The following is a 13,582-nucleotide window of genomic DNA, read 5'->3' as shown; positions in this document are numbered from 1 at the left end:
GGCCGCACCGTGAGCCAGCGCCGACCTGACCGCCCTCAGGGCACCGGTCGACCCTCCTCCGGCCAGGCTCGGCCTGCCCGCAAGGCCGCGCCTGCCAAGAAGGCGGCTCCGTCGCGCAAGACCGCGCCGGCGAAGAAGGCCGCGTCTGCCAAGAAGGCGGCACCTGCTCGCAAGGCGACTCCAGCCAAGAAGGCGGCGCCCGCTCGTCGACCGGCGGCTGCCGCGGTCTCGGCCAGCCCGCGCACCCGCATGCGGGCGCTCATGGTCGTCTCGCTCATCGTGCTCAGCCTCTTCGCCGCGCAGCTGCTGCGCATCCAGGGCTTCGACTCCGACGCCGTCGCCGCCGACGCACTGCGCCAGCGCACCCAGACCGAGGCGATCCCCGCCCACCGCGGCACGATCTACGACGCCAACGACACCGTCCTGGCGCAGAGCCAGGAGCGGCGCACCGTCGTCGTCGACCAGACGGCCGTGCCGGAGTACGACAAGAAGGTCGACGGCACGACCACCAAGGTCGGGGTGGCGGGCGCCGCCAAGGACCTCGCCGAGCCGCTCGGCACCAGCGCCGAGGACCTCGAGCCCAAGCTCACCGGCTCGCAGCGCTACCGGGTCCTCGCCAAGAACATCTCGCCGCTCACCTGGCGCCGGATCAACGCCCTGGGCATCCCCGGCATCTACTCCGAGCGCTCGACCCAGCGCACCTACCCGCAGTCGACGACGGTCGCCTCTCTCGTCGGCTTCGTCCAGCCGCAGGACCAGACCGCCGGCGGTGGCCTCGAGCTGCAGCTCGACGACGTCCTCAAGGGCACCCCCGGCCAGGCGACCTACGAGATCGCCCAGGACGGCTCGCGCCTGCCCAATGCCTCCGACGACGTCAGCTCGGCGACCGCGGGCAAGGACGTGCGCCTGACGATCGACAACGACGTGCAGTGGTACGCGCAAAATGCCCTGGCCGACAAGGTCAAGGAGACCAAGGCGCTCTCCGGCACCGTCGTCGTCCAGCGGGTCGACACGGGCGAGCTCGTCGCCCTGGCGTCCTACCCGACCTTCGACCCCAACAACATCGGCGACGGCAAGGGCGTCTTCTCCAACCTCGCCTTCAGCGACGTCTTCGAGCCCGGGTCGACGTCGAAGATCATGACCGTCGCGGCCGGTCTCGAGGAGGGGACGATCACCCCCGAGACGCCGATGATCCTGCCGTACTCCATGAAGCGCGGTGACCAGACCCTGAGCGACAGCCACCCGCACCCCGACGAGTACCGCACCGTCGCCGGTGCCCTCGCCGAGTCGAGCAACACCGGCACCATGCTCATCGGCGAGACGATGAAGCCCAAGACCCTCGAGGAGTACCTGCGGCGCTTCGGCCTGGGATCGACGAGCGGCTCCGGCTTCCCCGGTGAGTCCGGCGGCCTGCTGCCGAAGTCCGAGACGTGGAACGGCTCGCAGCGCTACACGATCACCTACGGCCAGGGCGTTTCGACGACCGCCGTGCAGGTGACCAACGTCTTCCAGGCGATCGCCAACGACGGGGTACGGATCAGCCCGACCTTCGTCAAGGAGGTCAGCGACGGCGAGGGCGGCTGGGAGGCGGCCCCGGCGGGCAAGCGCAACCGCGCCGTCTCGAAGAAGACCGCCAACGACGTCTCCCGGATGCTCGAGGGCGTCGTGAGCGACGAGGGCACGGCCCCCGAGGCGAAGATCAAGGGCTATCGCGTCGCCGGCAAGACCGGCACCGCCGACCGCTACGACTCCGAGTCCGGTGGCTACAGCGGCAAGACCGCGAGCTTCATCGGCTTCGCCCCGGCCGACGACCCCAAGCTCGTCGTCTCGGTGATCCTCCAGCGCCCGATCAAGGGCTACTACGGCGGCACGGTCGCCGCGCCGGTCTTCAAGGACGTCATGACCTACGCCCTGCAGAAGGAGAAGGTGCCGCCGACGCCCCAGGACGAGAAGGCCCCCAAGGTGCGCACCAAGCTGTCCAAGAAGCCGGCGGCCGACACCCCGGGTCTGCTGCTTGACCGGGGCGCCCCGGATGGCGGGTAAGGTCGCGGATCGTGTCTTTTCCTCGTCCTGAGCGGGTGCACCCGCTGACCCTCGTGGACGTCGCCGACCTCGTCGGCGACGCCGCGGCCACGCCCGTGCACGGTGACCCGGCCACCTCGGTGACCGGCGTCTCCCTCGACACCTCGACCGTGCGCCCCGGCGACCTGTGGGCCGCCCTGCCCGGTGCCCGGGCCCACGGAGCCGACTTCGTCGACAAGGCCCTCGCGGCGGGGGCCGTCGCCGTCCTCACCGACGCCGACGGGGCCTCCCGGCTGCAGGCGAAGGGGAGCGACCTCCCCTTCGTCGTGGTGGAGCGCCCGCGCGAGGTCCTCGGCCGCGTCGCCGCGGCGGTCTACGACAGCGGCGACCGCCGCTGCACGATGTTCGGCATCACCGGGACCAACGGCAAGACGACGACCGCCTACCTCATGGTCTCCGCCCTCGAGGCGCTGGCCCACACGACGGGGCTCATCGGGACCATCGAGACGCGCATCGGCGACGAGCGGATCAAGTCCGTGCGCACCACCCCGGAGACGACCGACCTGCACGCGCTGCTCGCGACGATGGGGGAGCGCGGCATCGACGACTGCGTCATGGAGGTCTCGAGCCACGCGCTCACCCTCCACCGCGTCGACGAGGTCATGTACGACGTCGCCCTCTTCACCAACCTCAGCCAGGACCACCTCGACTTCCACGGGACGATGGAGGACTACTTCCTCGCCAAGGCCAGCCTCTTCACCCCCGAGCGCTCCCGCCGGGGCGTCGTGTGCGTCGACGACGAATGGGGCGCCCGGCTGGCGGAGGAGGCCACCGTCCCCGTCACGACCGTCACCTCGCGCCTCCACGTCGAGGCCGACTGGGTCGTCGGCGGCGACCCGCGCGAGCCCGCGCTGACGCTCACGGGTGCCGACGAGGTGCTCCACCTCGAGTCGGCCCTGCCCGGCGACTTCAACCGCGTCAACACCGCGATGGCCGCCGTGGCCCTCATCGAGACCGGGATCCCGCCCCGCGAGGTCGCCGGCGCGATCCTCACCCGGCCCTACGTGCCGGGCCGCATGGAGCTCGTCGCCCCGAGCGAGCCCGGTCCCGAGGACCTGCCGACGGCGCTCGTCGACTTCGCGCACACCCCCGACGCGGTCGGTGCCGCGCTGGCGGCACTGCGACCCCAGACCTACGGCCTGCTCGTCGTCGTCCTCGGCGCCGGCGGCAGCCGCGACCCCGGCAAGCGGCCCGGCATGGGGGCCGCCGCGGCCGCCCACGCCGACGTCGTCATCGTCACCGACGACAACCCGCGCGAGGAGGACCCCGCCACGATCCGCGACGCCGTCGCGGAGGGCGTCTGGCCCCGCTCGCGCGCGCGTCTCGAGGTCGTCGAGGGCCGCGTCGCGGCCATCGAGCGGGCCGTCGAGATCGCCCACGAGTCCGGGCCCGGCGCCACCGTCGCCGTCCTGGGCAAGGGCCACGAGCAGGGCCAAGAGGTGCGCGGAGAGATCCGAGAGCACGACGACCGGGCGGTCCTGCGGGCCGCCCTCGACCGCCGGAGCGTCACCGGATGATCCCCACGACCCTGGGCGCCGTCGCCGACATCACCGGCGGGCGCCTCCACGGCTGCGGCCCCGACGAGGCCGCGCAGGTCCTCGTCGACGGCCCCGTCGTCACCGACTCCCGCGAAGCGGGCCCGGGCAGCCTCTACGTCGCCCGCGTCGGCGAGAGCGCCGACGGGCACGACTTCGTCCCCGGCGCCGCGCGCGCCGGTGCCGTCGCTGCCCTCACGACCCGCGAGGTCGACGGGCTGCCGTGCGTCGTCGTCGAGGACGAGCAGGCCGGCTTCGTCGCGCTGGCCCGGCACCTCGTCGACTCCCGGCCCGACCTGACGGTCATCGGCATCACCGGCTCCTCCGGCAAGACGAGCACCAAGGACCTCCTCGGCTCCGTGCTCGCCGTCGACGGCGAGACGATCGCCCCGGTCGGCTCCTACAACTCCGAGGTCGGCGTCCCGCTCACCGTCTGCCGGATCACCCCGACCACACGGCACCTCGTCGTCGAGATGGGCGCCCGCGGCATCGGTCACGTCGACTACCTCACCCGGATCGCGCCCCCGCGCATCGGCATCGTCCTCAACGTCGGTCACGCCCACGTCGGCGAGTTCGGCTCGGTCGAGGCGATCGCCGAGGCGAAGGGAGAGCTGCCCGCCGCCCTGCCCGCGGACGGGGTCGCGGTGCTCAACGCCGACGACCCGCTCGTCGCCGCCATGGCGGCGCGCACGTCCGCGCAGGTCGTCCTCGTCGGCGAGTCGGCGGCCGCCCACGTGCGGGCCACCGACATCACCCTCGACGAGGCGGGTGCCCCCTCCTTCACCGTCACCGCCCCCTTCGGCACGGCGCAGGTGCGGCTGGGCCTCGTCGGGCGCCACCACGTCGGCAACGCCCTGGCGGTCATCGCGGCGGCGCACGCCGCGGGGATGGGCCTCGAGCAGATCGTGCCGGCCCTGGCCGACGCCCGCCCGCTCAGCCGGTGGCGCATGGAGGTCACCCGGCGCGAGGACGGCGTCGTCGTCGTCAACGACGCCTACAACGCCAACCCCGACTCGATGTCCGCCGCCCTGCGCAGCCTGGCGACGATGGGCGCCGGCGGTCGTCGCTGGGCCGTGCTCGGCGCGATGCTCGAGCTCGGTGACGCCTCGGACGAGCTGCACGCCGCCGTCGGCCGCGAGGCCGCGGAGCTCGGGGTCGACGAGGTCCTCGTCGTCGGCGAGACGGCTGCGGCGATCGCGGACGGCGCACGGGACACTGCTCGTGAGGACGGCCCGCGGGTGCGGGTCGTGCCCGATGCCGACGCGGCCGAGGCGGTGCTCGTCGCCGAGCTCGCCGCGCCGGACGTCGTCCTCTTCAAGTCCAGCCGCGACGCCGGGCTACGGTGGCTCGGAGACCGCATCGTCCAGAGGGAGGCCCACGCATGATGGCCGTGGTCATCGCTTCTGTCGTGTCACTCGTCGTCGCCCTGCTCGGCACGCCGATGTTCATCACGTACCTCGTCAAGCAGGGGTACGGCCAGTTCATCCGTGACGACGGTCCGACCTCGCACCACACCAAGCGCGGCACGCCGACGATGGGCGGCGCGGTCATCATCCTCGCGACCGTCATCGCCTACGCCGTCGCGCACCTCGTCACCTGGCAGTCGCCGACCGCCAGCGGCGTCCTCGTGCTCTTCCTCATGGTGGGTCTGGGTGCCGTCGGCTTCGCCGACGACTACATCAAGATCAGCAAGCAGCGCAGCCTCGGCCTGAAGTCGGGGGAGAAACTCATCGGGCAGACCCTCGTCGGCGTGACCTTCGCGGTCCTCGCCCTGCAGTTCCCCAACGACGCGCTGCGCCGCCCGGCCTCGACGAGCATCTCCTTCGTGCGCGACACCGCGCTCGACCTGGCCTTCTTCGCCCCCTTCGTCGGCGTGATCCTCTTCGTGCTCTGGGCCAACCTCATGATCGCGGGCACGTCCAACGGCGTGAACCTCACCGACGGTCTCGATGGTCTGGCGACAGGCGCCTCGGTCATGGTCTTCGGGGCCTACGTCGTCATCTCCATCTGGCAGTTCAACCAGAACTGCCAGACCAGCCCCGGTGCCAACTGCTACGACGTGCGGGACCCGCTCGACCTCGCCGTCGTCGCCGCGGCCGGCACCGGTGCCTGCTTCGGCTTCCTGTGGTGGAACGCCTCGCCGGCCAAGATCTTCATGGGGGACACCGGATCGCTCGCCCTCGGCGGCGCGATCGCCGGTCTGGCGATCCTCTCGCGCACCGAGCTGCTCGTCGTCATTCTCGGCGGCCTCTTCGTGACGATCACCCTCTCGGTGATCATCCAGGTCGCCTCCTTCAAGTCCACCGGCAAGCGGGTCTTCCGCATGGCGCCCCTGCAGCACCACTTCGAGCTGCTCGGGTGGCAGGAGGTGACGATCGTCATCCGCTTCTGGATCGTGGCCGGCCTCTTCGTCGCGCTCGGGCTGGCGATCTTCTACGCCGAGTGGGTCGTGGGGGCACCGTGACCGACGCCGCCTCCCGCGCGGAGCGGCTGGCCGCGCTGACCTGCCGCGAGGCCGACTGGGCCGGCCTGGGGGTCGTCGTCACCGGCCTGGGCGTCTCCGGGTTCGCCGCCGCCGACGCACTGCTCCAGTACGGCGCCCACGTCCGCGTCGTCGACGCCAAGGCACCCGAGCCCAACACCCAGATGGCCCAGCGCGCCCAGATCCTCGAGGTGCTCGACGCGCAGCTGCACCTCGGTGACGGCGCCGAGACCGCGCTGCCGGTGCCCGCGGACGAGATCGACCTCGTCGTCACCTCGCCGGGCTGGCCGCCGCACCAGCCGCTGCTCGCCGCGGCCGCCGAGGCGGGCATCCCGATCTGGGGTGACGTCGAGCTCGCGTGGCGGATGCGCCCGCGGGCCGGGGGAGCGCCCTGGCTGCTCGTCACCGGCACCAACGGCAAGACGACGACGGTGCAGATGCTCACCTCGATGCTGCGCGCCGCCGGCCTGCGGGCCGCGAGCGCCGGCAACGTCGGCACGCCCGTGCTCGACCTCGTCCAGGACCCCGAGCCCTACGACGTCATCGCCGTCGAGCTGTCGAGCTTCCAGCTGCACTGGAGCCACTCCCTTCGCCCGCAGGCCGCGGCCTGCCTCAACATCGCGCCCGACCACATCGACTGGCACGGCTCCCTCGAGGAGTACACCGCGGCCAAGGGCAAGGTCTACGCCAACGCCGAGGTCGCCTGCGTCTACAACGAGCAGGACCCGGCCACGCGCCGCCTCGTCGAGGAGGCCGATGTCGTCGAGGGCTGCCGCGCCGTCGGCTTCACCCTCGGCACGCCCGGGCTGTCGATGCTCGGGCTCGTCGAGGACGTCCTCGCCGACCGGGCCTTCGTCGCCGAGCGCGAGACCTCCGCCGCCGAGCTCGGCACGCTGGCCGACCTGCAGGGCGAGGCCCCGAGCGTCGCCCCGCACCTCGTCGCCAATGCCCTGGCCGCCGCCGCGCTCGCCCGGGCCCACGGGGTGCCGCCGGTCGCCGTGCGCGAGGGGCTGCGGGCCTGGCAGCCCGAGCCGCACCGCATCGCCCACGTGGCGAGCGCCGGCGAGGTCCACTGGATCGACGACTCCAAGGCGACCAACCCCCACGCCGCCCTCGCGAGCCTCACCTCCCACGAGCACGTCGTGTGGGTGGCCGGCGGCCTGCTCAAGGGTGCCGACGTCGACGAGCTCGTCGCGGCGGCCGCCGGTCGACTGCGCGCCGCCGTGCTCATCGGTCGCGACCGCGAGCAGATCGCCGCGGCCATCGCCCGACACGCGCCCGATGTCCCCGTGATCGACGTCGCCGCGACGGACACTGGGGCGATGGACCTCGTCGTCCGGCACGCGGCCACGCTCGCGATGCCGGGAGACGCGGTGCTGCTGGCCCCGGCAGCCGCATCCATGGACATGTTCGACAACTACGGGGCCCGCGGCGACGCCTTCGCCGCCGCGGTGCACAGGTACCTGCAGGAGGGGTGAGCGTGAGCAGCAGCGCAGCGACCGGGTCCGGTCGCAGCGGCGCGCGCCGCACCCGCTCCACCCGGGTCGACGAGTGGACCGCGCGCTTCGAGTCGCCGATGACGACCTACTACCTGCTCCTGGGCATCGTCGGCCTGCTCGTCGGCATCGGCTTGGTCATGGTGCTGTCGGCGTCGATGATCGTCTCGCTGAAGGAGAACGACAGCTCCTTCACCATCTTCCTCAAGCAGTTCGTCTTCGCCCTCGCCGGCGGGCTCGCGCTGTGGTGGGCCTCGCGGCGCAGCATCGCCTTCTGGAAGCGGATGGCCGTGCCCGCGGTGGCCGCGTCGATCGTGCTGCTCCTGCTCGTGCTCACGCCACTCGGCTTCGGCTTCCAGGGCAACCGCAACTGGATCGGTGTCGGGTCCCTGTCGATCCAGCCGAGCGAGGTGGCCAAGATCGGCCTCGTCCTCGCCGGTGCGCTGGTCCTCGAACGCAAGCGGGCGCTGCTGGCCTCGATCAAGCACGCGCTCGTCCCCTTCGTCGTGCCGGGAATGCTGCTGATCGTCGGGCTCGTCATGCTCGGGCAAGACATGGGTACCGCGATGGTCATCTGCGCGATCGCCGTCGGCATGCTCTTCGCCGCCGGCGTGCAGCTGCGGTGGTTCGTGCTCGGCGGTGGCGTGCTGGCCCTGCTCGGGCTTCTCGCCGCCAACATCGGCAACAACCGCATGCAGCGCATCCAGATCTGGCTGGACCCGACGCAGTGCGCGCCCGGCTCCGACCTCTACTACGGCATCTGCCGCCAGTCGATCCACGGGCGCTATGCCCTCGCCGACGGCGGGTGGTTCGGTGTCGGCCTCGGTGCCAGCCGCGAGAAGTGGGGCTGGCTCTCCGAGCCCTACAACGACTTCATCTTCGCGATCATCGGCGAGGAGCTCGGCCTCATCGGCACGCTGACGATCCTCGCGCTCTTCGCCGCCTTCGCCGTGGCCGGGCTGCGCCTGGTCACGCGCACCGACGACTTCTTCGTCCGCGTCGCCACCGCCGGCATCTGCACCTGGGTGCTCGTGCAGGCGACGATCAACATCGGCGCCGTCATCGGGATGCTCCCGGTCATCGGCGTCCCGCTGCCTTTCGTCTCCTCCGGCGGGTCATCGCTCGTGACCGCGATGCTCGCCGTCGGCATCCTGCTGAGCTTCGCTCGAAGCGAGCCGGGGTGCTCTGAGATGATCGCCGCCAAGCCCTCGCGGGCGCGCGCCCTGCTCGCCCGCATCCCGAGCAGGAGGACATCGTCGCGATGACGCCCACCCGCCCCTCACGCATCCTGCTGGCGGGGGGTGGCACCGCAGGGCACGTGTCCCCGCTGCTCGCCCTCGCCGACTGCCTGCGCCGCCGCGACCCCGGTGTCGAGATCCTCGCCCTGGGCACGAGCGAGGGCCTGGAGTCCCGGCTCGTCCCCGAGCGTGGCTACGACTTCGCGACCATCCCCAAGGTCGCGCTGCCCCGCAAGCCCTCCGGCGACCTCGTGCGCCTGCCGGTCAACCTGCGGCGGGCCGTCGCGGCCGCCGGGCGGGCGATCGAGCAGGTCGACGCCCAGGTCGTCGTCGGCTTCGGCGGATACGTCTCGACGCCGGCCTACCTCGCCGCCCGCAAGGCCGGCGTCCCGATCGTCATCCACGAGCAGAATGCGCGGGCCGGCGTCGCCAACAAGGTGGGGGCCCGCTTCAGCGACCACATCGGGGTGACCTTCCCCGGCACCAAGCTGGCCGGCGGCCGGGTCATCGGCATGCCGCTGCGCCCCGAGATCGTCGCCCTCGACCGCGCGGCGACCCGAGCGCAGGCGCGCTCCGGGCTGGGGCTGCGCGAGGACCTGCCGGTGCTGCTCGTCACGGGCGGCTCCCTCGGAGCCAAGCGGCTCAACGACGCCTTCGAGGCCAGCGTCGCGACGCTGCGCGACGCCGGGGTGCAGGTGCTGCACGCGACCGGCGCGGGCAAGGACTTCGTCGCGACGGGTGGTGACCCGTCGGTTCCCTACGTCGTCCTGCCCTACGTCGACCGGATGGACCTGGCCTATGCCGCCGCCGATGCCGTCGTCTGCCGCGCCGGGGCCAACACCGTGTGCGAGCTGACCGCGGTCGGGCTGCCGGGTGTCTACGTCCCACTGCCCATCGGCAACGGCGAGCAGCGGCTCAATGCTGCGGGCGTCGTGGAGGCGGGCGGTGGCCTGCTCGTCGAGGACGCCGACGTCGACCCGGCCTGGGTGGCCCGCGAGATCGTGCCGTTGCTGGGCGACGGTGCGCGACTGCGCTCGATGTCGCAGGCCGCGGAGTCCGTGGGGCACCGCGACGCCGACGAGACGCTCGCCGACATGGTCGCCGACGCCTGGGCACAAGGTGGCCGTCGTGGCTGACGCGCTGCCCGAGGTCCCGCGCAACCCCCGCTTCGACGTCCTGGCACCACGGGTGCCACTGGCCGAGCTCGGAGTCGTCCACGTGCTCGCTGCCGGTGGTGCCGGCATGTCGGCCATCGTGCGCCTGCTGCTCGACGCGGGCGTCGAGGTGCGCGGCAGCGATGCCCACGACTCGCCGCTGCTCGAGCGGCTGCGCGAGCGCGGCGCGACGATCTGGGTGGGGCACGACCCGGCCCACCTCGAGGGCGCCGACACCGTCGTCGTCTCGTCGGCGATCCGCGAGGACAACCCCGAGCTGGCGGCCGCGCGGGCCGCCGGTCTGCGCGTCCTGCACCGCAGCCAGGCGCTCGCCTCGGCGATGGGGGAGCAGACCCGCATTGCGGTCGCCGGAGCCAACGGCAAGACGACGACGAGCTCGATGCTCACCGTCGCCCTGCTCGAGGCGGGGACGCAGCCCTCCTTCGCCCTCGGTGGCGAGCTGGCCACGCAGGGGGTCAACGCCGCGCTCGGTGAGGGCACCCCCTTCGTCGCCGAGGCCGACGAGTCCGACGGGTCCTTCCTCGCCTACGCGCCGCAGGTCGCGATCGTCACCAACGTCCAGCCCGACCACCTCGACTTCTACGGCGACTTCGCGACGGTCGAGGCGGCCTACCTCGAGTTCGCCGAGACGGTCACCGAGGGTGGGCTGCTCGTCGCCTGCGCCGACGACCCCGGGTCCGAGCGGCTGGCCGTCCGGGCCGAGGCTGCCGGCGTGAGGGTGCTGCGCTACGGCTTCGGCGAGGCTGCGGACGTGCGGCTCGTCGACTCCGTCCTCGACGGCACCAGTGCGAGCGCCACCCTCGTCGAGGCCGACGCCCGCCGGGAGCTGTCGATCAGCGTCCCGGGGCGGCACAACCTCCTCAACGCCGCTGCGGCCTACGCGGCCGCTGCCCACGGCGTCGGCACGGATGCCCAGGCGGTCCTCGACGGGCTCGCGGCCTACGGCGGGACCCGACGGCGCTTCGAGACGAAGGGGGTGGCGCGCGGCGTCACCGTCGTCGACGACTACGCGCACAACCCCGGCAAGGTGGAGGCGGTCGTGCGCACCGCCAAGGAGATCGCCGGCGAGCACCGCCTGTGGGTGATCTTCCAGCCGCACCTGTACTCCCGCACCCGTGACTTCGCGACCGGCTTCGCCGCCGGGCTGGTACCGGCCGACGAGGTACTGCTGCTCGACGTCTACGGCGCCCGCGAGGACCCGGTGACCGGCGTCGGTTCGCACCTCATCAGCGAGCCGCTCGTGGCACAGGGGCGTTCGGCACGGGTCGTCTCCCTCGACGAGGCGATCGCGGCGGTGGCGCAGGGCGCCGCTGACGGCGACCTCGTGCTCACCGTCGGTGCCGGCGACGTCACCCACCTCGGGCCGAGACTGCTCGAGGCACTGGACCGATGAGCCGGGGGAGCGGGACCCGCGAGGCGACCGAGGAGCGCTTCGCCCAGCGTGCCGCCCGGGTGCGCGGGCAGCGGGCTCGTCGGTGGCTGGTGCTCCTCCTCGTCGTCGCGCTCGTCATCGGGCTCGGCTGGCTCGTCGGGTTCTCCTCCGTGCTGGCCACCCGTGACGTCGAGGTCACCGGGGCCGACCCGGCCGACCGGGACGAGATCGAGCAGATCGCCGAGGAGCAGGTCGGCACCCCGCTGGCCCGGGTCGACGGCGACGGCGTCTCGCGCACGATCACCGCGCAGGTGCCGGGCGCCGCCCACGCCAGCGTCGAGCGGGGCTGGCCGCACACCCTGAAGGTCAAGGTGACCTCGAGGGTTCCGGCCCTGGCCGTGCGGCTCGAGGGTGACCGCTTCCGCCTGCTCGACCTCGACGGCGTGGCGATCCGCACCGTCGGCTCGGCGCCCCAGGACGTGCCGACGGTGACCGCCGACGGCGGCGCCGAGGTCTCGGGGCACGGCGTGCGAGCTGCCCAGGGGATGCTCGCGGCCCTCCCCGACGACCTGCGCGAGCAGGTCGATGACGTCGCGGTCGACTCGGCCGACCAGATCACCTTCACCCTCGGGCGGACCGAGGTCGTGTGGGGCGACGGCAGCAGTCCCGATCTCAAGGTGAGGGTCATCAAGATCCTCCTCGACAAGAAGCCGAAGACCATCGACGTCTCCGCACCGGACACGCCGGTCACCACGGGATAGGCTGACGACACGCGGGCGTGGCGTTTGCCCCTGCGGCCCGGGCCGCATAACGTCACCCGCACACCGAGCGTGACCAAAATGTAACCCTGAAGTTCACCTTGAGTTTTGGGGTTGAGGCACCACCGAGCAGCAGCAACAGGAGTCCCCGTGGCATCAGCCCAGAACTATCTGGCCGTTATCAAGGTCGTCGGCATCGGCGGCGGTGGCGTCAACGCCATCAACCGGATGATCGAGGTCGGCCTCAAGGGCGTCGAGTTCATCGCGATCAACACCGATGCCCAGGCGCTCCTGATGTCCGACGCCGACGTCAAGCTCGACGTCGGCCGTGAGCTGACCCGCGGTCTGGGCGCCGGAGCGGACCCCGAGGTCGGCAAGAAGGCCGCCGAGGACCACGCCGAGGAGATCGAGGAGGTCCTCAAGGGGGCCGACATGGTCTTCGTGACCGCTGGTGAGGGCGGTGGCACCGGCACGGGTGGCGCCCCGGTCGTGGCCAAGATCGCCAAGAGCCTCGGTGCGCTCACCATCGGTGTCGTGACCCGCCCCTTCACCTTCGAGGGTCGTCGTCGGGCCAACCAGGCCGAGTCCGGCATCGGTGCCCTGCGCGACGAGGTCGATACGCTCATCGTCATCCCCAACGACCGGCTGCTGTCGATCAGCGACCGTGCCGTGAGCATGCTCGACGCCTTCCGCAGCGCCGACCAGGTCCTTCTCTCCGGTGTCCAGGGCATCACCGACCTGATCACCACGCCCGGTCTGATCAACCTCGACTTCGCCGACGTCAAGTCCGTCATGCAGGGGGCCGGCTCCGCCCTCATGGGCATCGGCTCGGCCCGGGGCGAGGACCGCGCCGTCCAGGCCGCCGAGCTGGCGATCTCGTCGCCGCTGCTCGAGGCGAGCATCGACGGTGCGCACGGTGTCCTGCTGTCGATCCAGGGTGGCAGCGACCTCGGTCTCTTCGAGATCAACGAGGCCGCCCGCCTGGTGCAGGAGGCCGCCCACCCCGAGGCCAACATCATCTTCGGTGCGGTCATCGACGACGCCCTCGGCGACGAGGTGCGGGTCACCGTCATCGCCGCCGGCTTCGACGGTGGTGCCCCGCAGCAGCGGCCCGACGACCGGGCCCTCGGCCAGGTCCAGTCCGGCGGTCAGGGCCGCCCGGCGCAGGGTCAGCCGCAGCAGCAGGCGCCGGCCCAGCAGCAGCGTCCCGCGCAGTCGGCGCCGCAGCAGGTCCCGGCCCAGCAGCCGGCGCCCACGCAGCAGCAGGCTCCGGCCGCGCCGCAGCAGGCCCCGGCCCAGCAGTCGGCGCCCGCCCAGCAGCCCGCCCAGGGTCAGCCGCAGCAGCAGCCTGCGCCCGCCCAGCAGCCGCGTCAGGCCACGCCGCCGCGGCAGGTGACCTTCGACGACGGCGACGACCTCGACGTCCCCGACTTCCTCAAGTGAG

The 13,582-nt window shown here is 72.4% G+C and carries 10 protein-coding genes; all 10 read left to right on the top strand.

Annotation, left to right across the window (positions count from 1 at the left end; genetic code table 11):
• Positions 1-9 precede the first annotated feature (9 nt).
• The 10 genes from B9B60_RS07785 to ftsZ all read left to right on the top strand — a co-directional run bounded on the left by B9B60_RS07785 (position 10) and on the right by ftsZ (position 13,581).
• Positions 10-2,043 carry a peptidoglycan D,D-transpeptidase FtsI family protein gene (locus B9B60_RS07785; RefSeq protein WP_234993791.1) on the top strand — a complete coding sequence of 678 codons (2,034 nt, stop codon included), beginning with the start codon at positions 10-12 and terminating at the stop codon, positions 2,041-2,043.
• 11 nt (positions 2,044-2,054) lie between these two features.
• A complete protein-coding gene (locus B9B60_RS07780) occupies positions 2,055-3,599 on the top strand; it encodes a UDP-N-acetylmuramoyl-L-alanyl-D-glutamate--2,6-diaminopimelate ligase (RefSeq protein ID WP_084450665.1) in 1,545 nt (514 codons plus the stop codon).
• Positions 3,596-5,002 (top strand): UDP-N-acetylmuramoyl-tripeptide--D-alanyl-D-alanine ligase, encoded by a 1,407-nt coding sequence (locus B9B60_RS07775; RefSeq protein WP_084450663.1) that lies wholly within the window; start codon positions 3,596-3,598, stop codon positions 5,000-5,002. The genes B9B60_RS07780 and B9B60_RS07775 overlap by 4 nt, the downstream gene beginning before the upstream one ends.
• Positions 4,999-6,081, top strand: a complete 1,083-nt coding sequence (gene mraY, locus B9B60_RS07770; RefSeq protein ID WP_084450661.1) for a phospho-N-acetylmuramoyl-pentapeptide-transferase — start codon at positions 4,999-5,001, stop codon at positions 6,079-6,081. Before B9B60_RS07775 ends, mraY begins: the two co-directional genes overlap by 4 nt.
• A complete protein-coding gene (gene murD, locus B9B60_RS07765; protein ID WP_234993790.1) occupies positions 6,078-7,577 on the top strand; it encodes a UDP-N-acetylmuramoyl-L-alanine--D-glutamate ligase in 1,500 nt (499 codons plus the stop codon). Before mraY ends, murD begins: the two co-directional genes overlap by 4 nt.
• A gap of 2 nt (positions 7,578-7,579) precedes the next feature.
• Positions 7,580-8,860 (top strand): putative lipid II flippase FtsW, encoded by a 1,281-nt coding sequence (gene ftsW, locus B9B60_RS07760; protein ID WP_084450658.1) that lies wholly within the window; start codon positions 7,580-7,582, stop codon positions 8,858-8,860.
• Positions 8,857-9,969: an undecaprenyldiphospho-muramoylpentapeptide beta-N-acetylglucosaminyltransferase gene (murG, locus tag B9B60_RS07755; protein WP_084450656.1), complete on the top strand. Its 1,113-nt coding sequence runs from the start codon at positions 8,857-8,859 to the stop codon at positions 9,967-9,969. The genes ftsW and murG overlap by 4 nt, the downstream gene beginning before the upstream one ends.
• Positions 9,962-11,401, top strand: a complete 1,440-nt coding sequence (gene murC, locus B9B60_RS07750) for a UDP-N-acetylmuramate--L-alanine ligase (RefSeq protein ID WP_234993789.1) — start codon at positions 9,962-9,964, stop codon at positions 11,399-11,401. Before murG ends, murC begins: the two co-directional genes overlap by 8 nt.
• Entirely contained in the window at positions 11,398-12,141 is a 744-nt protein-coding gene (locus B9B60_RS07745; RefSeq protein ID WP_084450654.1) for a cell division protein FtsQ/DivIB, read from the top strand. Before murC ends, B9B60_RS07745 begins: the two co-directional genes overlap by 4 nt.
• Before the next feature lie 147 nt (positions 12,142-12,288).
• Positions 12,289-13,581 (top strand): cell division protein FtsZ, encoded by a 1,293-nt coding sequence (gene ftsZ / locus B9B60_RS07740; RefSeq protein WP_084450652.1) that lies wholly within the window; start codon positions 12,289-12,291, stop codon positions 13,579-13,581.
• Position 13,582: the final 1 nt, after the last annotated feature.

It is taken from the genome of Janibacter indicus (genome assembly GCF_900176385.1).
Classification (GTDB): Bacteria; Actinomycetota; Actinomycetes; order Actinomycetales; family Dermatophilaceae; genus Janibacter; species Janibacter indicus.
Note: the sequence above shows the minus strand (reverse complement) of the source record. Positions and strands in the feature narration are given on the sequence as shown.